Raw genomic sequence first — 25,005 nt, 5'->3', positions numbered from 1 at the left:
GCACCCGGCCCGGCCGGTTCCGCTGCCCGGCGGGTTCCTCGCCCCGACCGGGTTCCCCGCCTCGCCCGGCTCCCGGCCCGGGCGGGCGGGTTCAGCCGTGGGCCGCCTTGCCGTCGGCGGCGATCGCCGCCAGTCCCTTGTCGGTCGGGCCGTAGATCCGCCCGCCGCCCGCCCAGTACGGCACGGGGGTCGTCGAACCTCCGTTGGGGTGGAACCCGAAGGTCCAGCGGGGTGCGCCGGTGGCCGGGTCCAGCGCCCAGACCTTGCCGTGGACCCAGATGTAGACGGTGCCGTCCGCGTAGTGCGCCGCCATGTCGAGGAGCGGCGCGCTCGGCAGCGAGCCCGACCAGTGGACGGCGCCGGTCCGGGCGTCGAAGGACTGGACGACCACCACTCCCTTCGCGTAGTGCGATCCCACGGCGAAGACGGCGGTGCCGTCGGGGCTCGCCACAGCGCTCCGGAAGTTCCACTCCCCGGCCGACTGCCACACCACCTTGCCGTCCGCCGGGTCGACCGCGTACAGCCGGTCGGCGAGGTGGAGGAAGTAGCCGCCGGCCGAGGTGTGCGGGCCGTCGGCGAAGTAGGGCAGCCCGGGCACGAGGGCGCCACTGCCGGGGGCCAGCTGCTCCCAGAGGCTCTTTCCGCCGTTGCCGGTGTCGAGCGCCTCCAGCTTCCCGGTCCTCCGGTAGGTGGTGAGGTCCATCGCGTAGGTCTCGAACAGCAGGCGGGTCCCGGCGGACGGGACGGAGAGCCTGGAGTTCTCCAGGACGTCGTGCGGGCGCACCAGTTGCCACCGGAGCCGGCCCGTGGCCGGCTCCACCGCCCAGACGAAGGCCGCCGCGTAGGTGACCGGGGCGGTCGGGTCGGCCAGGTGGAAGGTGCCCTTCGCCTCGCCGGCGACGTAGACGAGGCCGTCGAGGAGGCCGACCACCGAGGCGGACGGCGAGACGTGCAGGTCCGGCGGGGAGAGGGTCCAGGCGGCGGCGCCGGTCGCGAGGTCGACGGCCTTGAGGGCGTACGTCAGGTTGCCGGGGCCGCCGTAGCCCATCAGGTAGGCCATGGTGGCGTCGACGGCCACCGGGCGGTCACCGAGGCCGGCGCCGGACGGCGAGGTGTAGTTGGTCAACGGCCCCCAGCGGGTCTGCCCGGCGCGGTCGACCGCCCACACGCCCGTCATCCCGGCGGCCACCACGGTGTCGCCGCTCCCGGTCAGCGCGATCACCGGTTCGACCAGCGGAACCGTCCAGAGCGGGGTCGCCACCACGTCCGTGTCCAGCGAGCGCGAGGAGTCGGTCGGGTCGGCGGCCGGCGCCGTCGCCGGCGGCCCACCGGCTCCGGGGGTTGTCGGCTTCTCGGGCGCGCCGCCGCCGGTGAGGAACACCGTGCCGCCGCCGGCCGCGGCCACCACGACCCCGCCGGCCAGGCCGAGCAGCAGCTTGCGGCGACCGGGCCGGGGCCGGACGTCGACCGGTCCGAGCCGCACCGTCTGCCGCGCGGTCGGCGGCGAGTCCGGGCCCGCCGCCGACTGCCCGGGCGGCAGGGGCGGCAGGGGAGACAGCCCGGACGGCGGCTGGGCCGCCGCGGCGGACGACGGGGCCATCACGGCCGCCGCCTCCTCGATCGCCGCGACCAGCGCGGGGTGCAGCCACGTCCCCGGGGTCAGCGGTCCCGCGCCCTGGGAGGCGGCGAGCTGCTGCGGCGTCGGCCGGTCGCCCGGGGCCTTGGCCAGGCAGGCGGCGACCAGCAACCGAACTCCGGCGGGCACCGCCGCGAGGTCCGGCTCCTCGTGCACCACCTGGTACAGGACCTGTAGCGGATGCCCGCCGCCGAACGGCGCGGTCCCGCCGGTACCGGCGTAGGCCAGCGTCGAGCCGAGCGAGAACACGTCGCTCGGCGGGCCCGCCCGCTCGCCGCTCGCCTGTTCCGGCGACATGAAGGCGGCCGAGCCGAGGACGGTGCCCTCGGCGGTCAGTGCGGTGCCGTCGGCCGCCCGGGCGATGCCGAAGTCGATGACGTGCGGCCCGTCCAGCGCCAGCAGCACGTTGCTCGGCTTGAGGTCCCGGTGGGTCAGCCCGGCGGCGTGGATGTTCCTCAGTTCCTCGGCGATCCCGGCCGCCAGGATGCGCAGCACGTGCTCGGGGAACGCGCCGACCAGCCGGACCGCCTCGTCCAGCGCGATCCCGGGCACGAAGGCGGTCGCCATCCAGGGCACGGGCGCGTCGGTGTCGGCGTCCACGACCGGGGCGGTGAACGCGGAGGAGGCCGCCCGCGCCGCGTTCACCTCGGCCCGGAAGCGGGCGCGGAACCCCGGGTCGGCGGCCAGTTCGGGCCGGACCACCTTGACCGCGACGGTCCGGCCGCCCGCCGATCGGCCGAGGTAGACCACCCCCATGCCCCCGGCGCCCAGCCTGCCGAGCAGGGCGTACGGGCCGATCCGGGTGGGGTCGGCGGGTTCCAGCCGGCGCATGCTCAGGCCCCTTTCGCGGGCAGCGAGGTGATCGTCCGGGTCGTCGTGTCGGAGACGCAGAGCCGTCCGGCGCCGGCGCTCCAGGCCAGCTTCGTGGCGTCCCGGCCCTTGAGCCCGGAGTACTTCCAGCGGGCCTTGCCGTCGGCCGGGTCGAGCGCCCACAGCACGGCGTCGGCGCCCATCCGGTAGAGGTTGCCGTCGGCGCGGAGCAGGCGGGCCCCGAGGAAGGGGGCGTCGGGGGAGTCGGGCGGCAGCGGGGTCCGCCAGCCGGGGCGGCCGTTCGCCGGGTCCACGGTGCCGATCGAGCAACCGCCGTCCCCGTCCCGCCAGAGGAGGTAGAGCAGGCGGCCGTCCTCGCTGGTGGCGAAGCCGTCACCGAGCTTCGAGGCGCCGACGACGCCGCTCGCCGTCCACGCCGGGCCGCCGGTGTCCGGGTCCAGGGCGGTCAGCGTGCCGTCCTTGTCCGGGGCGAGCACGTACCTCCCGGCGGTTCCGAGGCCGAACGCGGCGAGCCTGCGTTCCCAGACGGTCCCGCCCTTCGCGTCCAGGGCCTTCAGCTGGTCGAGGTCGGAGACCACGATCCGGTCGTCCGTCGGCACCGTCGACTGGAGCAGCATGGTGTCCTCGCCGTGGAACCAGAGGCTCTGCCGGGTGGCGAGGTCCACCGCCCAGACGTGGGTGCCGGCCGGGACGAGGTCACCGTGGTCGTTGCCGTCGCCGAAGCCGAGCCAGTAGGCCTTGCCGGCGCGGATCCCGGCGAAGGAGAGGACGCCCGCCGCGTTCTTCCGGCCCTGCGGCAGCCGCCAGTCGAGTCTGCCCTCGGCCAGGGTGAACGCCAGGAGCTCGGGCGCCGTGGGTGACCCTCCGATGGCGTAGAGCCGGTCGCCGTCGAGCCCGGCGACGGACCGCGGGGTGGTCGGGTCGATCGCGAAGGCGCCGCCCACGGTGGCGCCGTCCACCGTCCACTTGGTGCGGCCGGTGTCGTCCACCCCCCAGATGTTGAGGATGGAGACGCTGACCACCACGCCGTCCGCGGAGAGCACCTGGGGACAGGGGTTCGGCTGGGTCGCCTGCCAGCTCGGCCCGATCTCGGGCACCTCGGCGCCCGAGGGGCGGACGGGGGCGGACGGCGTGCTGCCGCCCGTGCTGCCGGCCGTGGCGCCGCGGCCGCCCCGGTCGTTCAGCAGCGCGATCGTGGTGGCGGCCCCCGCCGCCGCGAGCACGCCGCCGCCGACGCCGAACAGCACCGTCCGGCGGCTCGGGCGGCGGGCGGGCACCGCGTCCTCGGGCGGCCGGCCCCCGGGGCCGGGGTCGGCGGGCAGCGGAGTCGTCGCGGGGGGAGCGCCGGGTGGGCCCGGGTCCGGGAGGGGCAGGGCGGTCAGCACACCGCGTGCGGCGATCACGTCCGTCGCGACGGCCGGCGGGAGCCAGCCGTCCGCCGGGTCCGGGCGGCCGATCCGCTCCACCAGCTCGACCAGTTGGCGCGGTGTCGGGCGGTGGTTCGGGTTCTTGGCGAGGCACCCGGCGACCAGGTGCCGGATCCCGTCCGGGAGGCCGCTCAGGTCCGGGTCGGTGTTCACCACCCGGAACAGCACCGCCGCCCCGGCGCCGTCGCCGAACAGCCGGGTGCCGAGCGCGGCGTAGGCGACCGTCGAGCCCAGCGCGAACACGTCGCTCGCCGGGGTGAGCGGCTCGCCCAGCGCCTGTTCCGGCGACATGTACGGCGCCGACCCGATGACCGCGCCGGTCGTGGTCAGCCCGGTGCCGTCGGCCGCCCGGGAGATCCCGAAGTCGATGACGTGCGGCCCGTCCAGTGCCAGCAGCACGTTGCCGGGCTTCAGGTCACGGTGGATCAGCCCGGCCCGGTGCACCTCGGTCAGCGCCTCCGCCAGCCCGGCGGCCAGCGTCCGCACGGTCACCCCGGGCAGCGGGCCGTGCCGGGCCACCGCATCCTGGAGCGGGACGCCGACCACGAACGCGGTCGCCATCCAGGGCGTGGCGGCCTCGGTGTCGGCGTCCACCACCGGGGCGGTGAACGCCCCGGAGACCTGCCGGGCCGCCGCTACCTCCTGCCGGAAGCGCGCCCGGAAGGACCCGTCCCCGGCCAGCTCCGGCCGCACCACCTTGACCGCGACGGTCCGCCCGCCGGCCGACCGCCCCAGATACACCGCGCCCATGCCGCCGGCCCCGAGCCGCCCCATCAGCGTGTACGGCCCGGCCTGACGTGGGTCCCCGGCCCCGAGTCGCTCCAACGTGTCCCCCTCCCGTGAGCCCTCACAGGCTAGGGGGAACGGTGGGGTCATGACAGGCGATCACCGGTTTCCCGCAGGAACCCGGTCCGGCCGGCTGCTCACGGGCAACCGGCGATCGTCATGGGCGTGCTCCTGGAACTCGGTCGAGCAGGCGAGAGGAGGGGAGGAGCCGGGACCGCGTCAGGACGCCGGAGCGCCGAACCACTGGTCGGCGGCGGAGGCGAGGGACTTGCGGTCGGGGTCGTGGCCGTCCGCCCACGCGACGGTGCCGTCGGGCCGGACGAGTACGGCGCCGAACCCGAGGTCGTTCGCGGCCGGCCCGGCCGCGTACCGGATCCGGCTCTCCCGGTCCCCGGCCACCTCGCGCAGGTGCCGGTCGACCGTGAAGTCGAGCAGGACGCCCCGGCCGTCCCGCAGCAGCTCGCCGAGGCGGGTGCCGTCCCCGAGGAGGAAGTCCGGGGCGCTGCGGCCGACCAGCGGGTTCTCGTCGCCGAGGTCGTAGCGGACCGAGGCGCCCGATATCCGCTCGAACACGAAGGTCGCTCCGTCACGGGTGCCGATCAGCTCGCGCACCACCGCCTGGATCGCCCGCCCGTGCGGGTCCGGCCGCATGGCCGCCACCTGGGCGCGCGTCCAGTCGAGCACCGCGGCGCCGACCGGGTGGCGCTCCCGGGTGTAGCTGTCGAGGAGTCCGTCCGGCGCGTGCCCGTGCACGGTCGCCGCGAGCTTCCAGCCCAGGTTCACGGCGTCGCCGATGCCGGTGTTGAGCCCCTGGCCGCCCAGCGGGGAGTGGATGTGCGCGGCGTCGCCCGCGAGCAGGACGCGCCCCTGCCGGTAGGTCGTCGTCTGCATCGCCCGGTCGGTGAAGGTCGACACCAGGTCGACCTCGCCCAGCGTCACGTCCGTCCCGGAGACCCGGCGCAGCACCGACTGGAGGTGCGCGCGGGTGGGCGTCTGCGAGCGGTCGAACGCGCCGCCGTCGAAGTCCATCATGGCGAGGTGGCCCTTGCCGGGCATCCGGACGTACAGGCCCGTCGGTGTGAGGTTGAAGCCGAAAGCCAGCTCCTCGGGATCGGCCAGGGTGGCGCGCATCGAGTAGCCGGTGAGCTGCGGCCCGGTGCCGACGAAGTCGAAGCCCGTGAGCCGGCGCACGGCGCTGCGTCCGCCGTCGCAGCCGACCAGCCAGCGCGCCGGGTACGCGTCCTCGCCCGCCCAGGCCACCACGCCCTCGTCGTCCTGGGTGACCGCCGAGACCGTGACGCCGCGCCTGATCTCCACGCCGAGTGCGGTCGCCCGCTCGGACAGCAGCCCCTCGACCACGTCGAGGGACGCCATCATGCTCTCCGTGGCCGAGCCGGGAAGCCGGAACGGCAGGGCGGCGACGTCGATCCTGGCCGGGTCGAGCATCATTCCGCCGAAGTGGCCGCCCAGGCGCGGCCGGGCCGACCCGGGCGCGTCGTCGAGACCCGCGGCCTTCCGCAGCCGGTCCAGCAGCCCCCGGCGGTGGAACGCCTCGGCCGACGCGGTGTTGAGGCCCCGGCTCCCGAGCGGCGCCGCCCGCCAGGGGGAGCCGGGCTCGGCCTCCCGTTCGAGAACCAGGACCGAACAGCCCGCGAGGCCGAGCTCACAGGCGAGGAACAGACCGACCGGGCCGGCGCCCACGATTACCACGTCATGCACGGGAACTCCCCTCCGAAGCCTGAACCCTTCAGGCACTCCGAGGTTCCACGGGGCCACTGATGGATCGCACACAGCTCACTGACACGGCATCACAGGCCGCTGACAGCAAGCCTGCACGGGAGGCGATCCAGGCGGTGCGCGGGCAGCACGACCGGCAGGAGGGGGCGGCCGCGGCCGCCGCGGTGTGGCGCCGGGGCAGCCGCGGCCGGCGGGAGACGGCCCGGTCAGGCGCCCTCGACGGTCTCGGTGCGGTGGACGCGCAAACCCCGGCGCAGGTAGTTGCCCAGCGCGGTCGGGTGGTCGTTCGAATCGGTGTGCAGCCACACCCTGCGGACCGACTCCGCCTCGAACGGCTCGGTCGCCCAGGCCTGCCGCAGGGCGAGGGTGAGCGCGTGGCCGCCGAGCCCCTGCCCGACGTACTCAGGCAGGAGCCCGAAGGTGACGATCTCCACCTCCCCGCCGGCCTGGGGCTCCAGGGCGGCGATCCCGGCCGTCGTGCCCGACAGTTCGACCAGCCAGTACTGGCGGTGCGGGTGCGCCCGCGCCAGCTCCGTCCACTGCTGGTCGGTCCGGCTGGAACTGCGCCAGCCGTACGGGGCCCCGACCCGGGCCTGGACCGAACGCACCAGCGCCGACAAGCCCTCCTCGCGCCGGAGCTCCATCCCGGGCACCGCCCGACCCGGCGTCAGCTCCTCGCGACCGGTCATCTCCAGATACGTGACGATCTTTCCCATCCCGGCACGCTACCGGGCCGGGCGCCGCTCCCGCACCGGAGGGCGCGAGCACCACGGGCCGCCCGGGGCCCGGGGCCCGAACCGGGGGCCGCGGTAGGCACCGTAGGCCTCGGACGTCATGATGGACCGGATTCTCCGGCAGCCCCACCGGACGACCCTCACCCTGCGACCGACGGCACCCTCCTGGAGACGACATGAGTCCCGCCCCGCTTCCCCTGCTGCTGCCGGACGGTCGGCCCGCCGCCGGCGCCTGGACGCTGGACCCGGCGCTGACCCACCTCAACCACGGCTCCTTCGGCGCCGTCCCGGAGGCCGCGCAGCAGGAGCAGCAGCGGCTGCGCGCCGAGATGGACCGGGCGCCGGTGGTGTGGTTCCCGGCCCTGCCCGGGCGGGTGGCGGCCGCCCGGTCGAAGGTCGCGGACTTCCTGCGGGTCGACCCGCGCGACCTCGCCCTCGTGCCCAACGCCAGCGCGGGCGCGAGCGTCGTGTACGGCAACCTCCCGGCCCGGCCCGGCGGCGAGGTGCTGGTCACCGACCACGGCTACGGCGCCGTCACCATGGGCGCCGAGCGGCTGGCCCGCCGCTGGGGCGGCAGCGTCCGGACAGCACGGGTGCCGCTTGACGCCACGGCCGAGGAGGCCTGCGCCGCGGTGCTCGCCGAGGTCACCGACCGGACCGCGCTGATCGTCCTCGACCACATCACCTCGGCCACCGCCCGCTGGATGCCGGTGAAGGAGATCGGAGCGGCGGCCCGGGAGCTGGGCATCCCCCTGCTGATAGACGGGGCCCACGTACCGGGCCTGGCCGAAGACCCCCTGGCCGGGCTGGAGTTCGACGTCTGGGTCGGCAACCTGCACAAGTTCGGCTGCTCCCCGCGCGGCGCCTCGGCCCTGGTGGTCCGCAGCGAACTCCGTCACCAGCTCTACCCGTTGATCGACTCCTGGGCGGCCGAAGCCCCGTTCCCCGAGCGCTTCGACACCCAGGGCACGATCGACGCCAGCAGCTACCTGGCGGCCCCGGAGGCGCTGGGCTTCATCGAGCGGACCTGGGGCTGGGCGGCCGCCCGCGACTACCTGCGCGAGCTGGCGGACTACGCCGAACGCATCGTCGGCGAGGCCGTCACGAAGCTGACCGGCGAGAGCGCCGCCGTCGACGTCGGCATGCCGGTGAACGCCCTGCGGCTGGTCCGGCTCCCCGACGGCCTGGCCGCCACCCGACTCGAAGCCGACGCCCTGCGCGACCGGGTGGCGGCCGAGCTGGGCGTCGAGGCCGCGTTCACCAGCTTCGACGGCGTCGGCTACTTCCGCCTCTCGACCCACGTCTACAACACGGCCGCCGACTACGAGGACTTCGCCGAGCGCTGCGTCCCCGTGCTCGGCAGCTGGGCCCGCGGTACGGCGGAGCGGCACTGAGCCGGCCTCCGACGGGAGGCCGCCACCTCCCGTCGGAGTCCTCCGAGCCGCCGGGGACGGAACCGGCGGCTCGGGGGAGCACCGAGGCCGGCCGCCCGGCCCGGCTCCGTACACTGGCGGGCATGACATGCCGCATCAGTGAGCTGGTCATCGACTGTGCCGACCCCGAGCAACTCGCCGCGTTCTGGAGCGAGGTCCTCGGTTACGTCGAACTCGGCCGGGAGGCCGACGGGAGCATCGAGATCGGGCCGCCCGGCGTCGGCTTCGGCGGCCCGCAGCCCACCCTGGTCCTCAGCCCCAGTGGTGACCCCCGGCCGGGGAGGAAGCTCCGGCTGCACATCGACGTCAGCCCCACCGACCGGGACCAGGACGCCGAACTGGCCCGGCTGCTCGCGCTCGGCGCCAGGCCCGTCGACATCGGCCAGACCGGCGCCGAGGACTGGCGCGTGCTGGTCGACCCGGAGGGCAACGAGTTCTGCCTCCTGCGCACCCGGCTCCAGCCCCGCTGACCGCTGAGCGACCGCCCGCGGCGCTGCGCTGTCCGGGTGTGGTCCGGGCGAGGTGGCGGTGCGGTCCGCGTGTGCTCCGGGTGAGGCCCACGGAAGGACCCGGCGAGCCCCGGGAGGCCGAAGGCGCGCGGCCAGACCGTGCAGGATCCGGGAACCCCGGGAGAATCGGAGGCGGACCGGTTCGGCCGCGCGTCGGCCGCCCGGTTCCGCCGATTCCACCGGCCGTACCCGTACCGCCCAGTGCAGAGGAGCACCCCATGCCCGACTTCCACCCGGAGCACGATCGCCTGGTCGTCAGGCCGATCGGGGAACCCGCCGCCGACGCCGACACCCGTACGGGCGAGGTGGTGGCGGTGGGACCCGGCCGGCCGCTGGAGAGCGGCAAGCCGCACCCGGTGGACGTCAAGGTCGGCGACCGGATCGTCTTCGCCACGTTCTCGGGCTCGGAGATCGAGGTCGCGGGGGAGCGGTACCTGGAGGTCCCCGAGGACGAGGTCCTCTCGCTGTCCGCCGAGTAGGAGCCCGCCGAGGAGGAGAACGTCATGACCGAGCAGTCGAAGGCCCGGATCGGCGTCACCGGACTGGCCGTGATGGGCCGCAACCTGGCCAGGAACTTCGCCCGCCACGGCTACCGCGTCGCCGTGCACAACCGCACCCGGACCAGGACCACCGCCCTGCTGGAGGAGTTCGGGCACGAGGGCGAGTTCGTCCCGGCCGACTCGCCGGAGGCGTTCGTCGCGGCGATCGAACGCCCGCGCATGATCGTCGTCATGGTCAAGGCCGGGGAGCCGACCGACGCGGTCATCGACGAACTCGTCCCGCTGCTCGACGAGGGCGACGTGCTGGTGGACGGCGGGAACGCCCACTTCCTCGACACCCGACGGCGGGAGGCCGCCCTGCGCGGGCGCGGGCTGCACTTCGTCGGCAGCGGCATCTCCGGCGGCGAGCAGGGCGCGCTGGAGGGCCCCAGCATCATGCCGGGCGGCACGGCGGATGCGTACCGGCTGCTGGGACCGCTGCTGGAGGACATCGCGGCCCGGGTCGACGGCAAGCCCTGCTGCACGCACGTCGGACCGGACGGCGCCGGCCACTTCGTCAAGATGGTCCACAACGGCATCGAGTACGCGGACATGCAGCTGATCGCCGAGGCCTACGACCTGCTGCGGCACGCCGCGGGCCTGCAGCCGCCGCAGATCGCCGAGGTGTTCCGCACCTGGAACGGCGGGCGGCTGGAGTCCTACCTGATCGAGATCACCGCGGACATCCTGGCCCACACCGACGCGGACACCGGCCGGCCCTTCGTCGACGTCGTGCTGGACCGGGCCGAGCAGAAGGGCACCGGGCGCTGGACGGTCCAGACCGCGCTGGAGCTCGGGGTGCCCGTCGGCGGCATCGCCGAGGCGGTCTTCGCCCGGTCGCTGTCCGGCGGCGTGTCCCTGCGCGAGGCGGGCCGCGGCCTGCCCGGACCGACCGAGACCTGGCTGGACAGCGCCGCCGCGGACCGCTTCGCCGACGACGTCGAGCAGGCCCTGTACGCCTCCAAGATGGTCGCGTACGCCCAGGGCTTCCAGCAGATCCAGGCCGGCAGCGCCGAGTACTCCTGGCGGATCGACCCCGGTGAGATGGCCGCCATCTGGCGCGGCGGATGCATCATCAGGGCCAGGTTCCTCGACCGGATCAAGGCCGCCTACGACGGGAACCGGGAGCTGCCCACCCTGCTGACCGACGCCCACTTCACGGAGGCGCTCGGGTCCGCCCAGTCGGCCTGGCGGCGGGTGGTCTCGACGGCGGCCCAGCTGGGCGTGCCGGCGCCGGGCTTCGCGACCGCGCTCGCGTACTACGACAGCCTGCGGGCCGAGCGGCTGCCGGCCGCCCTGGTCCAGGGGCAGCGGGACTTCTTCGGCGCGCACACCTACCGGCGGGTCGACCGCGACGGGGTCTTCCACACCCGCTGGGAGGAGCCGCAGCGCCCGGAGGAGCGGCGCTGAGCGGCCCGCCCGAAGCGTGGCTCGGCCCTCCCGGGTCCACCCGGGAGGGCCGAGCCACGCGGGCGCCACGGGTCAGCCGCTGGTGACGACCAGCCGCAAGCGGGCGGCGCCGGCCGGCATCCGCTCGTAGGCCGCGGTGGTCCCGTCCAGCGGCACCGTCTCGATCATCGGCCGGATGCCGTGGAGCACGCTGAACTCCATGGTGTCCTGCACGTCCCGCGCGGTGCCCGAGGGATGACCGCGGATGATCTTGCCGCTCATCAGCAGCTGGTTCGGCCCGGACCTCTCCCGAGCACTGGCACGACCGGGTACTGATGCGCACGACCGGGTACGGGCACGACCGGGTGCGGGTACGGCATCCCGCGCGGAAGGCACATCCGCACCCAGCAGAGCAGTTTCGGCCCGATCGCGCACGGCGGGCGAGGGCGACGGCGGCGACCCGCCCCCCCTGCGCGGGGGGCGTTTCACGTTCCCGCGCCCGGGCAGGCGCGGGCCGTGCGGGAGGGCGGGCACCAGTCGCCTCCCGGTGGGCGCGCACCGGCAATCGCGCGTCCGCGCGGCTCGCGTGCGAGCCGCGGCGCCGAGGGGGGATCCAGTGAGAGGAGTGGCCGTGAAGGCTCTGACCTGGCAAGGAAGGCGGGACGTACGGGTCGAATCGGTGCCCGATCCCGTGATCGAGGACCCGACCGACGTCATCGTGAAGATCACCACCACCGGACTGTGCGGATCGGACCTCCACCTCTACGAGGTCCTCGGCCCGTTCCTGGATCCGGGCGACATCCTCGGCCACGAACCGATGGGCGTGGTCCAGGAGGTCGGCCCCGAGGTCACCGCCGTCCGGCCCGGCGACCGGGTCGTGGTGCCCTTCAACGTCTCCTGCGGTACCTGCTTCACCTGTGTGCAGGGTCTGCACTCGCAGTGCGAGACGACCCAGGTCCGCGAGTACGGCACCGGGGCGTCACTGTTCGGGTACACGAAGCTCTACGGCCAGGTGCCCGGTGGGCAGGCCGAGCTACTGCGCGTACCGTTCGGCAACACGCTGCCCATCAAGGTGCCGCAGGGCCCGCCCGACGACCGGTACGTCCTGCTCTCCGACGTCCTCCCGACCGCCTGGCAGGCCGTGGAGTACGCCGACGTGCCCGATGGCGGCAGCCTGGTCGTCCTGGGCCTCGGGCCGATCGGCGACATGTGCACCCGGATCGCCGCCCACCGCGGCGCCGGCCAGGTGATCGGGGTGGACCTCGTACCGGAACGCCTGGAGCGGGTCCGCGCCCGCGGGACCACCGTCCTCGACCTCGACCGGCACGGCAAGAACCTGGCCGACACGATCCGTGAGATGACCGAGGGCCGCGGCCCGCACGCCGTCATCGACGCCGTCGGCATGGAGGCGCACGGCTCGCCGGCCGCGACCCTCGCCCAGCAGTCCACGGCCCTGCTGCCGAGCGCCCTGGCCGCCCGGCTCATGCAGCACGTGGGAGTGGACCGTCTCCACGCCCTCCACCTCGCCATCGACATCGTCCGCCGCGGCGGCACCATCTCCCTGTCCGGGGTCTACGGCGGCATGACCGATCCGCTCCCGATGCTCACCCTGTTCGACAAGCAGATCCAGCTGCGCATGGGCCAGGCCAACGTCCACCGCTGGTCCGACGACATCCTCCCGCTGCTCTCCGACGACGACCCGCTGGGCGTGGAGGCCTTCGCCACCCACCATCTCCCGCTCGCCGAGGCGCCCGACGCCTACCGCCTCTTCCAGAAGAAGCAGGACGGCGCCGTCAAGATCCTCTTCAATCCCTGATCCCTGTCCCCGCCTGATCCCCGTCCCCGCCTGATCCCCGTCCCCGACGCCGCACCGGCGTGACCGCTCCCGGGAGCCCCCATGTCCCGAACGCTGCACCGCTTCGCCGACCGGACCGCCCTGGTCACGGGCTCGTCGCGAGGCCTCGGCCTGCTCATCGCCCGGGAACTCGCCCGGCGCGGCTGCCGGGTGATGCTCTGCGCCCGCGACCCGCGCGAGCTCGGATTCGCCGAGAGCCGTCTGCGTGCCGAGGGCGCCGAGGTGGCGTCCGTGGTCTGCGACATCACCGACGAGTCCGCCCCGCGCGCGTTGCTGGACGCGGTGCACGACCGCTTCGGGCCCCTGGACGTGCTGGTCAACAACGCCGGCATCATCCAGGTCGGCCCCTTGGACGCGCTGCGGGAGGAGGACTTCCGCGAGGCGATGGAGACGATGCTCTTCGCCCCCTTGCGGCTGACCCTCGCGGCCTTGCCCGACCTACGGGCCAGTACGGCCGGCACGCTGGTGAACATCTCCTCCGTCGGCGGACGCATCGCCGCACCCCACCTGCTCCCGTACGCCACCGCGAAGTTCGCCGCGGCCGGCCTGTCGCAGGGACTGCGGGCCGAACTCGCCGGAGCGGGAGCCGGAGCGGGCGAGGGGGCCGGCGTCAGTGTCACCACCGTGCTGCCCGGCCTGATGCGGACCGGCTCGCACACCGCGGCCCGCTTCCACGGCAGGCCCGGCGCCGAGTACAGCTGGTTCGCCGCGGCGGCGTCGCTCCCCCTGCTGTCCATGGACGCGGAGCGCGCCGCCCGCGCCATCGTCCGCGCCGCCGAGCGCCGCAGGCCCGAACTCGTCCTCACCCCGGCGGCCAAGGTGGGCGTCCGGCTCCAGGGCCTCGCTCCCGCCACCACGACCCGCCTGCTCGGCCTCGCCGCACGGATCCTGCCGGGGCCGGGGCAGGACCCGCGCCGCAACGTCCGCGGGTCCCGGGCCGCGGCCGACTCGCCGCTCCCCGCGGCCGTCACCGTGCTCGGCGACCGCGCGGGGCGCCGCTACGGCGAACCCGGACCCGGCCGCTGACGAGTTCCGGGCGGACCCCCGATCCCGGCGGCGTGTCGGGTCCGTCGCCGCCGGCACGCGCCGGGTCGCGCCGGGTCGCGCCGGCGGAGCGGCCGCCGCCGGTGGCGGTTCGACAGCGCTGCGGCGTCAGACCAGCCGGTCGCGATCGCGGGCCGCGACGGCGCGCACCCGGGCGGCGAACTGACCACGGCTGCGCTGCTGGTGCAACTCCTCAGCGGCCTCCTCGTCGTCCTCGTGGGCGGGGGTCTCCGGGGTCGCGTCCTCGTCGTGGTCGGCGTCGGTGTACTGGTCGTGGAGGAGCCAGCAGCCGTGGATGCCGGCGAGGAGGTCTTCGAGGAGGTCGCGGGCAGGGCGCCGCGGGTCGAGGGGGGTCAGGCGCAGGCCGGTGTCCTCCGGGGCGAGGCCCTCGTCGCCGTCGTCCTCCGCGTACTCGGCGAGGGCCTCCTCGAAGTCGTTGAGCTGGTCCCGCAGGGCGGTGGGGTCGGGCAGCAGACCGTCGGCCACCTGAAGGGCGTGCCGGACGAGCCCGGCGACGGCGTCGTGCGGGGACGCTCCGGCGTCGATGAGTTCGAGGACGAGGGTGGGGGTCTCGTGGGCGAGCGCCTCGATGGCGTCGGCTTCGACCACGACGGTGGCGCGGTCGTGGCCGGAGGCCTCGGCGGCGATCTCGGCCGCGGCGGTGAGCCAGTGGGCCGCGGCGACGGCCGCGGCGGTGGGGTCGATGCCGGAGAAGAGCTCAGCGGGGCCGAACGGGTCCTGACGGAAGAGGTGGTCGGCGGCGGCGACCTGGGCGGGCGAGGCGTCCTCGCGGCTGAGCAGGACGGCCTGCTGGGCGCGGCCGGAGAGGTCGCCGAGTTCGGCGCTCTCCACGGCGGCGAGCTCCTGGGCGGCCTCGGCCAGGACGGTCGCGGTGAGTTCCGGGTCGCCCAGGGCCACCAGGGCACGGCCGATCCGGTTCGCGGACTCCACCAGGGGGCTGTAGGAGACGGTCAGCATCCCGCCCTGGGGCAGGTTGGGGCGGGCGACGGCGGCGGCGACCTCGCCGAAGGCCTCGCGCTCCCGCTCGCGCCGCCATCCCTCGCTGCCGGACTCCAGGGAGTCGGCGGCGCTGGCCGGGTGGGTGTAGGTGCGCCAGGCCGCCTCGGACAGCTGGGTGAGCGTGCCGGCCAGGCGCAGCAGCGCGGCGGTGTCGGCCTCGGCGGGGAGGACGGCGACGCGGGCGGAGAGGTCGCCGCCGCCGGTTCCCCAGGCGGCGATCAGCTCGTGCCGGGCGGGGTCGACACTGTAGCGGGTCATGGCGGCGCTCCTTCGGATCGTGTCGGCGCACCGACTGGCCTGAGGTGATTCTGGCGTGCGCCGCGGCCGGGGGTGAGCTTTTCCGCCCGGTGACGCACCGCACGAGGACGGGGTACTTCGGCGGAGCCTGCGGCACCCAGCCGACTTCGTCGGTGCAGCCCGTCCTCGGCTACGTGAGGTCCTTGCGCATCAACGTGCACACGGTCTCGTACCGTTCGACCGAGCCCTCCGCGGTCTCCGCCTCCCAGGAGTCCGGTTCGCGGCCGTAGGCCCGGTAGCCGAGCCGCTCGTAGAGGGCGCGGGCCCTGGGGTTGCCCTCCTCCACGCCCAGTTCGGCCACCGTCAGGCCCCGGGCGGTGATCCGGGCCTCCGCGGAGGCGATCAGCAGAGTGCCGATGCCGCACGACCGGAGCGCCGGATGGACGCCGAGCTGCCAGAGCGTGCCGGCACCGTTCCTGACCGTGTAGTCGACGCCGCCGATCGCCACCGGCAGGCCGGCGGGCCCGTGCACGGCCAGGTAGTCGACCTCACCGCGCTCGGCCCGCCGCACCTGGTCGGCGAGCCGGCGCACGTGCAGGGCGGAGCCCGCCCAGCCGCACGAGGGCAGGTCCTCGTGGGTGAGGTCGCGCACGGACAGCGAGACCCTGATGTCGGTCACCTGGACCACCTCCAGCCTGAGAGGCTCCACCACACGTCGGCGAGGCGCAACACCATTCGGGGCATTCGCCCCGGGGCGGGGCGTTCGTCGCTCGTACTGCGTGGCACCCGGTTGGGTCAGGGGGTGGCGGGAGGCGGCGTCGCTCCCGTGGTGAGCTGCGCGCGGACCCGGGCGGCGAGGGCGGACATGTCGGCCGCGAACCGGGCTTCGAGGTCGATGCCGGTCTCCTCGGCGATCACCAGGAGGGAGAACAGGCAGTCCGACAGCTCGTGGGCGAGCAGCTCGCGGCCGCCCGCCACGTCGGTGCGGTGGCCCTCGTGGGCCATCACCAGCTTCGCGAGGTCGCCCACGTCGCCCACGAAACCGAGCGCGTAGTCGGTGAGGTCCCACCGGCGGCCGAGCCGCTGCTCGTTCAGCCGGTCGTAGGACTCACGGACTTCGAGCACCGCGTCGTGCAGCCGCTCCCGGTCGGACATGGTCGGCTCCCGTACGGACATGGTCGGCTCCCGTACGGACGGCGCCGGGCGTGCGTCGTCATCACGTCGACGCACGCCCGGCGATTCACCTGAGTCGCTGTCGGTCCCGTTCTATGACGCCTCGTCAGTTCTGACAGTCGATTCCCGGTCGAACCTCTCCCGAGGGATTCACCCTGCGGTACGTCGTGCCGTTCGATGGCGTCGTGGGACAGCACCGGTGGGCGGCCTCGCCCCGACCCCGGTCGGCGGCGGGGCCGGGGCGACGGTGGCCGCGTTCAGGCGACGGTGGCCGCGTTCAGGCGACGTTGTCGCGCCGGCGGCGGCGGAGGAGGGCGAAGGCGCCACCCGCGAGCGCCAGGGCCACGCCCGAACCGCCGACGAGCACGGGTGTCGAGGAAGGGGCGGCTGCCGACTTCTTCGCGACGCCGTAGCCGCTGGACATGCCCGTGGTGTCGTACACCGAGCCGGGCAGCTTGTCGGCATAGCGGGCCTTGACCAGCTTCTGGTAGGTGCTCAGCGATACCGCCGACTGGCCGTCCAGCCCCTGCCGCGCCTGGTCGTTGAGCGGTTCGACCGTGGTGAGCTTCAGCTGGTACCAGCCGCGGATCTGCGGCTCGGAGAACACCAGCGTCCCCACCGTGGCCCTGCCCGCGAACGTGGCGTCGCTGTCGCCCTCGCGCACGGCCGCCAGATGCCACCCGCCGCCCTGCGTGGGGGCGAGCATGACGGTGGCGTTCCGCCCGTTGACCGGGGCGTTCAGCGCGGAGACCAGATAGCTCAGCTTGACCGCCTCGGTGGCGATCGGCAGTGACGTCCCCGCGGCGAAGCCGGGAGTGATCTCGTTCAGCGCCAACGGGTCCTTGACGGTGAACGCCGGCAGGCCCTCGCACGGGTCGGCCTTGTCGGGGATCGCCTGCGGTGCGCCGACCGCGTCCCCCTGGGGCACCGGCACGCTGAGGAACCGGCAGACGGTGGCGCGGACGTCGGCCGACTTCACCAGGTCGAGGGCGGCCTGGTAGTCCGGGATGTCCGCCGGGAGCGGGTCCATGGGCGCGGTCGCGTGGGCGGGGCCGGTGACTGTCAGCAGCGCGGCCGCGCTCAGTACCAGGACGGTGGTCAGGCGGGAGCGGCGGGAGGCCGCCCGCTTGCTGGACATTCTTGCTCGGTGCATGCCGCCTGCCTTAACGGGAGATGCCGATCCGGGAGTGGGTCCACTTGAACGAGCTGTTGCTGACGTAGTCGTTGTAGTTCCACCACGTGTAGGTGGCGGTGTCCGGCCACGGGTCTGCGACGCCGATGGTGTTGTTCGACGTGTCGAAGCCGTAGACGACGTTCATGTGGCCACCGCCGGACGTCCACCCGATGCGGGCGGCGACCGGGCGGGCCGCCTTGACGTCGGTGTAGACCTGGTTGAACGTGGCCGCGCTGTTCAGGCCCGAGCCGGGGTGGGCCATGCCGAGGCTGTTCCAGCCCCTGGCCATGTCGTCGAGTGTGGCGGGCTGGTTGTTGCAGCCGTAGGAGGGCTGGGCCCGGGTGCAGAAGTCCGTCTGTGTGCTGCCGTAGCCCTGGAACTTGGCGATCGTCAGCCCGGAGGCGACCCAGCACCACTGGGTCTTCTCCTGTTTGTACATGCCGATGTTGTCCTGCCCCGCCTCGGCGTGGGCCGGGCTCCCTACGGCGGCGAGCAACCCCGAAACCGTCAGTGCGACGGCCATCGTCGTGGCCGCGAACGTGGATCTGCCCATCTTCCTGCCTTCCCGCGAAGGTGCGATGCGTGCCGGGGGATCTGGCGCAGCTATGACAGCACGAATTCGCGCTGTCACCCATGGTGTGTATAGAAACTGCACCTACAAGGATGAATCGTCATATATGCAGGGCCGACGACGCCGAGGACCTCACGCCGGGGGAGGTGATGGCCGCGGTGCGGTTCCACGGCGGGGCCGGGGCGGGCGCGGGCGTCATCGCGGCTCACCCGGCCGGCGGGAGAGCGGGGGCGGCGGGGGATCGAGGCGGACGAGGTGGTGGTCGACTCCGCCGTCCGGCCGGTGCACCGTCCGGTAGGCGTACGGGGCGGCGCTGCCGGGGAGGACGGCGACGCCCTCCTCCACGACGTTCTGCTGCCGCGCGATCGCGCGCAGCCGCAGGTCGGCGTCGTCCGGCAGGTGCGGGTCGGGCGGTCGGCGGTGTCGGCCCACCGGTCTCACGCGCCGACGAGCGCACGCGGGTCGGACCCTTCGCCGCCCCAGCCGTGGGTGGAGAAGCCGCGGCCCCCGCCCCGGTAGAGCGTGAGGGCGGCGTGGGCGGTGGCGAACATCGGCAGCGGTGGCGCGTCGACCGGGGACCAGTGGGCGCCGAGGTGCTTGTCCGGCTCGGTGTTCGTCAGTTCCCCGCTCCAGGCGGTGGCGAGGAACACCGACAGCAGGAACGGGCCCTCGCCGTCCCAGCCCTGGCGGACCTGGATCGTGTGCACGAGCCGTAGGCCCCCGGGATCGGTGATCAGCCCGGTCTCCTCCCGCAACTCGCGGGCGGCGGCCTCGTCGAGCCGCTCGCCCTCCTCGACCTTGCCGCCGGGGATCGTCCACGCCGGCGTCGCGCGCCAGCCGTGCGCGGCGTAGCGGAGCGTCGCGACCAGATCTCGGTCCTGGTCGTGGACGATGACGGACACGGCCTGGCGAAGGATCTCCACGGTGCTACCTCCGGGACTGCTCGGCTGACGGGGACTCGCGGTGGTCGGCGGGGTGCGGCGGGGCACCCGTGCTCAGGCCGGCCGGCGCGCCGTCTGGCCGGCGATGAGCGTCAAGTAGGCTGTGGGCTGGTCGAGTTCGCGTGGTCACCTCGGGTCGGGTGGCGTCTGATGATGGTGCTGTTCGAGTGCGGCGTTCAAGCGGATATCCGTCGGGCGTGCCCGGGGCGAACGGGGACTTTTCGAGCACCGTGCGCGCTTCCGAGGACACCCCGAGGTGGTCGCGAGGGAGTGCGGCGAGGGTGGCGGAGCCCAGTGCACAGGCGGCGAGCGCGCGTTCGAGCACTGGCCGACCGTGCGGCTTCGCGCCGGTGGCGGGTGCTCGTCGGGTGGGGAGGGTGCGCGGCGGACAGTCGTCGGCGGATTCACCCGTTCGGCTGGCGAGTTGCCCGGGAAGGTTTGGGGCGTCGGTATGTCGGGGTCGGCGGTCGGTCCGCAGGCGTACCGCCCGCGGACCTCCTGGTCGCCGCCGAGATCGGGGAGAGTCACCTGATGGAGCGTCAAAATGACGATTGTGCCCGCACCTTCCTTACGACGCCTTTAAGCTTCCGCTGAATGGCGGGTGCTCCGTCACTCCACACGGCTCCTCAGGCGGCCGGGCGCAGGCCCTCGACGATGAGAGTGGGAATGACATCTACAAGTGATCGGTTGAACGGCTCCGCGCGCGGGCCGGGTTGGGGGCGGTCGGGTTCGCCCGGCCGCCGGGCCGTGGCGAGAACCGCGGCAGTGGCACTGGGGATCGCGGGCTGCTCGCTGGCCGTGGCGCCGGCGGCGTTCCCGCAGTCCGGCGACGGGTCGGTGACGGTCCGGGTGGTGCGGGCGGTGGACACGAGCGGGGTCTGGACGCCGGCACTGGAACCCGGCCTCGCGGGTGTCACGGTGACGCTCACCGATGACGCCGGCACCGCGGTCCAGGGGGCGACGGCGGCGGACGGCACGGTCACCCTCGCCCCGGCGGCGAAGCTGTCCGGCGGCAAGTACCGCGTCCAGGTGGTGAATCCGAAGCCGGGCGTGCTGTTCCCGGCCTTCGCCTCCCGGGAGGGACTGGACGGCGCTCCGAACAGGCTGAGCAGCAACGAGGAGTTCGTCGACCTCTCCGGCGGCAAGAACGTCGCGTTCACGACGGGGCTGTGGAACCCCGGTGACTACTGCCAGAAGAACGCACCGCTGGTGACGACCTGTCAGCCCACCTCGCGCGAGGGCGGCGCCCAGCGCACGCTGGTGTCCTTCCCCTACAGCGCACGCGGCCAGGACGGCGTGGACGTGAACGCCACGGACATCGCCACCGACGCCGAGACCGGCACGCTCTACGGCATCGGGTGGAACCGCTCCGACCGGCGGGTGTTCTCCTCCGCGCTGGCCAAGCGCACCACCGACTACGGTCCGGGCGGCGCCGGGGCGATCTACGTCACCGACCTCGCCCAGAAGAGGACGACCCTGTTCACCACCGTCCCGGAGGCCGGTGCGACGGTTCACGGCGGTGGCACCGACGACGCCTTCCTCGGTGTGCCGGGCAAGGAGAGCCTGGGCGGCCTCAAGATCACCGATGACGGCCGGGACCTGTTCGTCGTGAACCTCAACGACCGCAGGCTCTACCGCTACGACGCCACCGCGCCCACCGCGGCGGCGCCGAAGGCCTCCTACGCCGTCCCGGACCCGGGCTGCCCGGCGGCGGGGGACTGGCGCCCCTTCGGCCTGGGCCTCCAGGACGGCAAGGGCTACCTCGGCGGGGTGTGCTCCGGCGAGTCCACCGGCAAGGTCGCCGACCTCCGCGCGGTCGTCCTGCCGTTCGACCTCGCCACCGGGGTGTTCGGCAAGCCGGTGCTGGACCAGCCGCTCGACTACCCGCGGCAGTCGACCGTCGGCGGTGGCCCGTGCGACGGCGCGGGCTGGTTCCCGTGGACGAGCACCTACCCGACGTCGCAGAACGGCAATCCGTGCGGCGCCTCCACCATCGCCAACCCCGAGCCCGAGCTGGGCGAGATCGCCTTCGAGAGCGACGGCTCGATGCTGCTGGCCTTCCGCGACCGCTTCGCCGACCGCGCCCCGGCCGCCCCCGCACCGGGCTCCGTCGCCGTCGTCATGTCCGGCGGCGACCTGAACAAGGCCTGCCCGGCGGGCGGCACGTTCGTGCTGGACACCAACAACGGCTGCGGGCTGTCCCCCCGGGGCACCCGGTTCTTCGACACCAGCTGGGGCGGCCACCGCAACACGGCGTTCGCCGGCATGGCGCTCTCCAAGGTCGAGAACACCATCGCGGTCTCCGCCTTCGACCCCAACCACACCGCCTTGGGGTACGGCACGTCGTTCCTCCAGCGCGACGGGAAGCAGGACCCGAAGTTCGGCCTGCGGCTCAACCCGCCGGGAACGGTGGCCCCGTTCGGCAAGGGCGCGTCGATGGGCGACCTGGAGGTCCTCTGCGACCAGGCGCCGCTGCAGATCGGCAACCGGGTCTGGTACGACCCGGAGCGCACCGGCGTCCAGCGGCCGGGCCAGCGCCCCGTCCCGGGCGCGACCGTCCACCTCTACGACGAGTCGGGGAAGCTCGTCGGCACGACGAGGACGACCACCCGCGGCGAGTACTACTTCGACGACTCCGACGTCGACGGCGGCCTCAAGCCGCGCACCAAGTACACCATCAGGCTGGACAACCCGGCCGACTACGCCAAGGGCGGCCCCCTGTACCAGTGGGTGCCCACCGACGCGGACGTCGGCGACAACCACTTCATCGACTCCAAGGGCGTCGTCCCCGACGGCGGACGGTTCCCCGAACGGGCGCTGACCACCGGCGGGCCGGGCGAGAACGACCACACGTTCGACTTCGGGTTCCGCCGGCAGGAGGGCGCGCTGCGCCTGGTCAAGCACGACCAGGACGGCAAGCCGCTGGCGGGGGCGAGGTTCCAGCTGTGGCACGAGACGAACGGCACCGACGGGCTGCAGCCCACCGGTGACAAGCCGGACGCGAAGCTGGGGAGCCCGTGCACCACCGGTGCCGACGGCCTGTGCCGGGGCACCGGTGAGCCGGGGACGTACTACTGGCAGGAGCTCAGCCCGCCCGAAGGCTACGCGGCGCCGGACAGCACGGTCTTCGGTCCGCTGGTGCTGACGTCCGAGAACCTCGCGGACGGCGTCTCGGTCACGGCGGTCAACCGGCTGCTGCCCACCCCGTCGCCCACCCCCACGCCGACGACGCCGGCCGCGACGCCGACCCCGACGGAGACGGCCGGCGTCCCGCCCGCGTCGTACCCGCCGGAGCCGCCCGTCGTGCCGGCCGCCGCACCGGGCCCGCCGCGGCCCGCGCCGGGTTCGCCCCTGGCGAGCACCGGCACGGGGCCGCTCGTACCGATGGCCCTCGTCGCCGTGGCGCTCACGGCGCTCGGTGGGGTGCTGGTAGGACTGCGCGGGCGTAGGGCCCGGCACCGGTAACACCCCGGCCCGGCCGTCGGAGCCCGACGGGCCGGCGGCCGGCAGGGGCGGATCGGGCGGGTTCGCTGACCATCGGGTCCGCGAACCCGCCCGAGTGTGTCACCGACGTGAGAGAAGGCATGGTCATGGCCCTGAGCAAGTCCGGCGACAAGGCGGCCGGGCGGAATCCCGGCGGTTTCACGGCCCGGTGGAAGTCCGGTGGCGCCACGGCGCGGGAGCGGTCCGGCGGCGCCCGCGCGCCGCGGCGGACCGTCTGGCTCAGGGCACTGCTGGCGGTCACCGTGTGCGGGGCCGCCACGGGCGGCGTGGTCGTCTACCGGAACGTGTCCGACAGCACCACCAACCGGCCGGTGACCGTCGACGAGGCATCGCGCATCGCGGTGTCGCGCCTCAACCTGTACCAGGCGAGCCCGGCGACGGTGACCCTCACCGCCGCCGAGGGCGGTGGCGTGATGGTGCGGGTGGAGGGGGTCGTGGACTACCGCACCCACCGGGCGGCGGGAAGTTACCGGGTCACCGGGCCCACGGGTGAGCTGGACCACGGGCTGATCGTGTGGGACGGCGCCGGACTGGGGCTGGCGCCGCAGGCGGGTGGTGGCGGCGGCCCGGCCTGGCAGCAGGCCGAGCACATCCCCCGCCCGGGCTGGTCGCCGCGCGGCTACACGGCGGACCCCCTGGACTCCGGCCTCCAACTGCTGATCCAGCTGGGCGCGGACCGGCCCGACAACCCGTTGCTGCTCGCGCAGTCCGGTCCGCGATGGCTGGGCCGCGACCTGATCGACGGCCGGAGCTACGACCGGTTCTCCGGGCCGCGCTCCGGCGACGCCGCGCACGGGGCGGGGGCCGACGGTGAGTTGTCGCCGCTGACCTACTGGATCGACGGTGACGGCGGTCTGCGGCGGGTGACGATGCGGATGCCCGGCCTCGGCACCCCGACGACCGTCGAGATCACCGGGCGCGACGAGGCGGCGAAGCTGCCCGAGGCACCCTGGGCCGCCGGCTGAACCGGCGCCGCCGGCCGGGCGCCGCCGGGTCCCCCCCGGGATCCCCGACCGGCGGGCAGCGCTGGCGGCCGGTCGGGCTCAGTTCGGCCGCGGCATGGCGGCGACGTCGGTCGGCAGCGGGTAGCGGTTCGGATCGACCGGGCCGGGCAGGTCCGTCGCCGGGCGGCCGGGCGCGGTCGGATCGGGCATCGACGGCTGGGCGGGCGGCACGGGCACGGAGTTGAACGGTGTGCCGGGCGGTGGTTCGACGGGGGCCGGCCGACCGGCCGGGACGGCCTGGCGCGCGGCGGCGCCGCACCCGGCCACGTCCTCCAGGCCGTTCGGGCTCTGCGTCGCGGGCGAGTTGCCGGTGAAGCAGTTCGCGGGATCGGTCGAGGCCAGCACGAGGTCGACGCCGTTGGCCGTGGCGTGGTTGCCCTCGACGCGGTTGCCGACGGCGGGGTGTCCGGGCGGGTCGGTGATGACGACCCCGGCCGCGCGGTTGTCCCGGACGAGGTTGCGCAGCACCTGGTTCGCGGTGCCACCGCCGATGCCGATGCCGATCCCGAAGCCGCCGTCGGCCTGCTCGGGCGAGTCCGCGGCGTTGTTGCCGGCGATCACGTTGCCGGCGATCACCGCGCCGTGCTGCGGGGCGAGGGCCTCCAGGTCGTTGGAGTTGACCGTCACGCCGACGCGGTTGCCGACCACGCGGTTGCCGAGCACCGTGAGGTTGTCCGAGGCGTTGGTGATCTCGATGCCGACCGCGTTGCGTTCGACCGTGTTGCCGCGCACCAGCGTGTCGCAGGGCTTGCACTGGCCGACGTAGATGCCGGAGTCGGCGCCGCCGGAGGCGTAGGAGTCCTCGATGACGCCGCCGCGCGCGTCGAAGGCGTAGATGCCGTAGAGCCCGTTGTTGTACGCCGTCACCCGGGAGGCGCGGAAGCCCTGCACCGGCGGGAAGCGGACGGTGTCCAGCGGGTCGTAGGCCGAGCCGCCGGCGCCGTGATGCTGCAGTTGGTCGTCGGTGACCCCGGTGAACAGGACGCCGTTGGCGAGGAAGCCGCGGACAGTGAGGTTCTCCACCACCGAGCCGGCGCCGGTGACGGTGATGCCGTTGACGAGCCGCACCCCGCCGTCGAGGACCACCGCGTTCCGGTCCGTGCCGCGCACGACCACCCGCGGCACGGTGACCCGCACGCTCTCGCGGTACACCCCCGGCTGGATCAGCACGGTGTCACCCTCGCGCGCGATGTCCACCGCCTGCTGCACCGTGGCGAAGTCCTCCGGTACGCGAACGACGTTCCCGGCCGGATGCGGTTTCCCGGGCGGCTGGGAATCCGTCGCCGAGCACCCCGTCGCCGCCACCGCGACCAGGGTGACCAGCACCGACAGGCGTCTCGGCAGCGAAGCCCGGAATGCGGCGGGCCGGGCGGCCCGAGCGGACAACAGGCGCTGAGGAGAGGGGATTTGCATGATACGTGTTCTATCGTCTCCAATATCGGCCATGCATACCGAACCGGG

Annotated in this window: 20 protein-coding genes and 1 pseudogene; 8 read left to right on the top strand and 13 right to left on the bottom strand. The window is 74.2% G+C overall.

Annotation, left to right across the window (positions count from 1 at the left end; genetic code table 11):
- Window positions 1–91: 91 nt before the first annotated feature.
- From OG618_RS02465 to OG618_RS02450, 4 genes are all read right to left on the bottom strand, one after another.
- Window positions 92–2,467 carry a protein kinase domain-containing protein gene (locus OG618_RS02465; protein ID WP_329485449.1) on the bottom strand — a complete coding sequence of 792 codons (2,376 nt, stop codon included), beginning with the start codon at window positions 2,465–2,467 and terminating at the stop codon, window positions 92–94.
- A gap of 2 nt (window positions 2,468–2,469) precedes the next feature.
- Entirely contained in the window at window positions 2,470–4,719 is a 2,250-nt protein-coding gene (locus OG618_RS02460) for a protein kinase domain-containing protein (protein ID WP_329485448.1), read from the bottom strand.
- A 180-nt stretch (window positions 4,720–4,899) separates the two neighbouring features.
- On the bottom strand, window positions 4,900–6,399 hold the full coding sequence (locus tag OG618_RS02455; RefSeq protein WP_329485447.1) for an FAD-dependent oxidoreductase: 1,500 nt from the start codon (window positions 6,397–6,399) through the stop codon (window positions 4,900–4,902).
- Between the two features lie 224 nt (window positions 6,400–6,623).
- Window positions 6,624–7,133 carry a GNAT family N-acetyltransferase gene (locus OG618_RS02450; protein WP_329485446.1) on the bottom strand — a complete coding sequence of 170 codons (510 nt, stop codon included), beginning with the start codon at window positions 7,131–7,133 and terminating at the stop codon, window positions 6,624–6,626.
- 194 nt (window positions 7,134–7,327) lie between these two features.
- On the opposite strand from OG618_RS02450, the gene OG618_RS02445 reads away from it, so the two are divergent.
- The 4 genes from OG618_RS02445 to gndA all read left to right on the top strand — a co-directional run bounded on the left by OG618_RS02445 (window position 7,328) and on the right by gndA (window position 11,042).
- The gene (locus OG618_RS02445; protein WP_329485445.1) at window positions 7,328–8,545 is read left to right on the top strand and encodes an aminotransferase class V-fold PLP-dependent enzyme; all 1,218 of its coding nucleotides are present in this window, start codon (window positions 7,328–7,330) and stop codon (window positions 8,543–8,545) included.
- Between the two features lie 122 nt (window positions 8,546–8,667).
- Complete coding sequence (locus OG618_RS02440; protein ID WP_329485444.1) at window positions 8,668–9,054, top strand: VOC family protein; 387 nt, start codon at window positions 8,668–8,670, stop codon at window positions 9,052–9,054.
- A gap of 257 nt (window positions 9,055–9,311) precedes the next feature.
- Window positions 9,312–9,572 (top strand): co-chaperone GroES, encoded by a 261-nt coding sequence (locus tag OG618_RS02435; RefSeq protein ID WP_329485443.1) that lies wholly within the window; start codon window positions 9,312–9,314, stop codon window positions 9,570–9,572.
- A 24-nt stretch (window positions 9,573–9,596) separates the two neighbouring features.
- Complete coding sequence (gene gndA, locus OG618_RS02430; RefSeq protein ID WP_329485442.1) at window positions 9,597–11,042, top strand: NADP-dependent phosphogluconate dehydrogenase; 1,446 nt, start codon at window positions 9,597–9,599, stop codon at window positions 11,040–11,042.
- A 72-nt stretch (window positions 11,043–11,114) separates the two neighbouring features.
- Here the strand turns inward: gndA and OG618_RS02425 are convergent.
- Window positions 11,115–11,318, bottom strand: a pseudogene (locus OG618_RS02425) (alcohol dehydrogenase); the annotation flags it as partial.
- Window positions 11,319–11,652: 334 nt separating this feature from the next.
- On the opposite strand from OG618_RS02425, the gene OG618_RS02420 reads away from it, so the two are divergent.
- Both OG618_RS02420 and OG618_RS02415 read left to right on the top strand, forming a co-directional pair.
- Window positions 11,653–12,837 (top strand): zinc-dependent alcohol dehydrogenase, encoded by a 1,185-nt coding sequence (locus OG618_RS02420; protein WP_329485441.1) that lies wholly within the window; start codon window positions 11,653–11,655, stop codon window positions 12,835–12,837.
- An 81-nt stretch (window positions 12,838–12,918) separates the two neighbouring features.
- Window positions 12,919–13,902 (top strand): SDR family NAD(P)-dependent oxidoreductase, encoded by a 984-nt coding sequence (locus OG618_RS02415; protein WP_329485440.1) that lies wholly within the window; start codon window positions 12,919–12,921, stop codon window positions 13,900–13,902.
- A gap of 126 nt (window positions 13,903–14,028) precedes the next feature.
- Here the strand turns inward: OG618_RS02415 and OG618_RS02410 are convergent, their stop codons facing one another.
- The 7 genes from OG618_RS02410 to OG618_RS02380 all read right to left on the bottom strand — a co-directional run bounded on the left by OG618_RS02410 (window position 14,029) and on the right by OG618_RS02380 (window position 19,018).
- Window positions 14,029–15,198: a hypothetical protein gene (locus tag OG618_RS02410; protein ID WP_329485439.1), complete on the bottom strand. Its 1,170-nt coding sequence runs from the start codon at window positions 15,196–15,198 to the stop codon at window positions 14,029–14,031.
- A 169-nt stretch (window positions 15,199–15,367) separates the two neighbouring features.
- Window positions 15,368–15,856, bottom strand: a complete 489-nt coding sequence (locus OG618_RS02405; RefSeq protein WP_329485438.1) for a GNAT family N-acetyltransferase — start codon at window positions 15,854–15,856, stop codon at window positions 15,368–15,370.
- Window positions 15,857–15,972: 116 nt separating this feature from the next.
- Window positions 15,973–16,353: a nucleotide pyrophosphohydrolase gene (locus OG618_RS02400; RefSeq protein ID WP_329485437.1), complete on the bottom strand. Its 381-nt coding sequence runs from the start codon at window positions 16,351–16,353 to the stop codon at window positions 15,973–15,975.
- Between the two features lie 274 nt (window positions 16,354–16,627).
- A complete protein-coding gene (locus OG618_RS02395) occupies window positions 16,628–17,488 on the bottom strand; it encodes a hypothetical protein (protein ID WP_329485436.1) in 861 nt (286 codons plus the stop codon).
- 25 nt (window positions 17,489–17,513) lie between these two features.
- Window positions 17,514–18,077 (bottom strand): papain-like cysteine protease family protein, encoded by a 564-nt coding sequence (locus OG618_RS02390; RefSeq protein ID WP_329485435.1) that lies wholly within the window; start codon window positions 18,075–18,077, stop codon window positions 17,514–17,516.
- Between the two features lie 213 nt (window positions 18,078–18,290).
- Complete coding sequence (locus OG618_RS02385) at window positions 18,291–18,527, bottom strand: hypothetical protein (RefSeq protein WP_329485434.1); 237 nt, start codon at window positions 18,525–18,527, stop codon at window positions 18,291–18,293.
- 5 nt (window positions 18,528–18,532) lie between these two features.
- The gene (locus OG618_RS02380) at window positions 18,533–19,018 is read right to left on the bottom strand and encodes an NUDIX domain-containing protein (RefSeq protein ID WP_329485433.1); all 486 of its coding nucleotides are present in this window, start codon (window positions 19,016–19,018) and stop codon (window positions 18,533–18,535) included.
- 783 nt (window positions 19,019–19,801) lie between these two features.
- On the opposite strand from OG618_RS02380, the gene OG618_RS02375 reads away from it, so the two are divergent.
- Window positions 19,802–22,501 (top strand): SdrD B-like domain-containing protein, encoded by a 2,700-nt coding sequence (locus OG618_RS02375; RefSeq protein WP_329485432.1) that lies wholly within the window; start codon window positions 19,802–19,804, stop codon window positions 22,499–22,501.
- Window positions 22,502–22,626: 125 nt separating this feature from the next.
- Entirely contained in the window at window positions 22,627–23,505 is an 879-nt protein-coding gene (locus tag OG618_RS02370) for a hypothetical protein (protein WP_329485431.1), read from the top strand.
- 78 nt (window positions 23,506–23,583) lie between these two features.
- Here the strand turns inward: OG618_RS02370 and OG618_RS02365 are convergent, their stop codons facing one another.
- The gene (locus tag OG618_RS02365) at window positions 23,584–24,870 is read right to left on the bottom strand and encodes a right-handed parallel beta-helix repeat-containing protein (RefSeq protein WP_329485430.1); all 1,287 of its coding nucleotides are present in this window, start codon (window positions 24,868–24,870) and stop codon (window positions 23,584–23,586) included.
- Window positions 24,871–25,005 lie beyond the last annotated feature (135 nt).

The sequence above is a fragment of the Kitasatospora sp. NBC_01246 genome (assembly GCF_036226505.1).
Lineage (GTDB): Bacteria > Actinomycetota > Actinomycetes > Streptomycetales > Streptomycetaceae > Kitasatospora.
The sequence above is the reverse complement of the archived record's forward strand: the minus strand, read 5'-3'. Positions and strand labels throughout refer to the sequence as shown.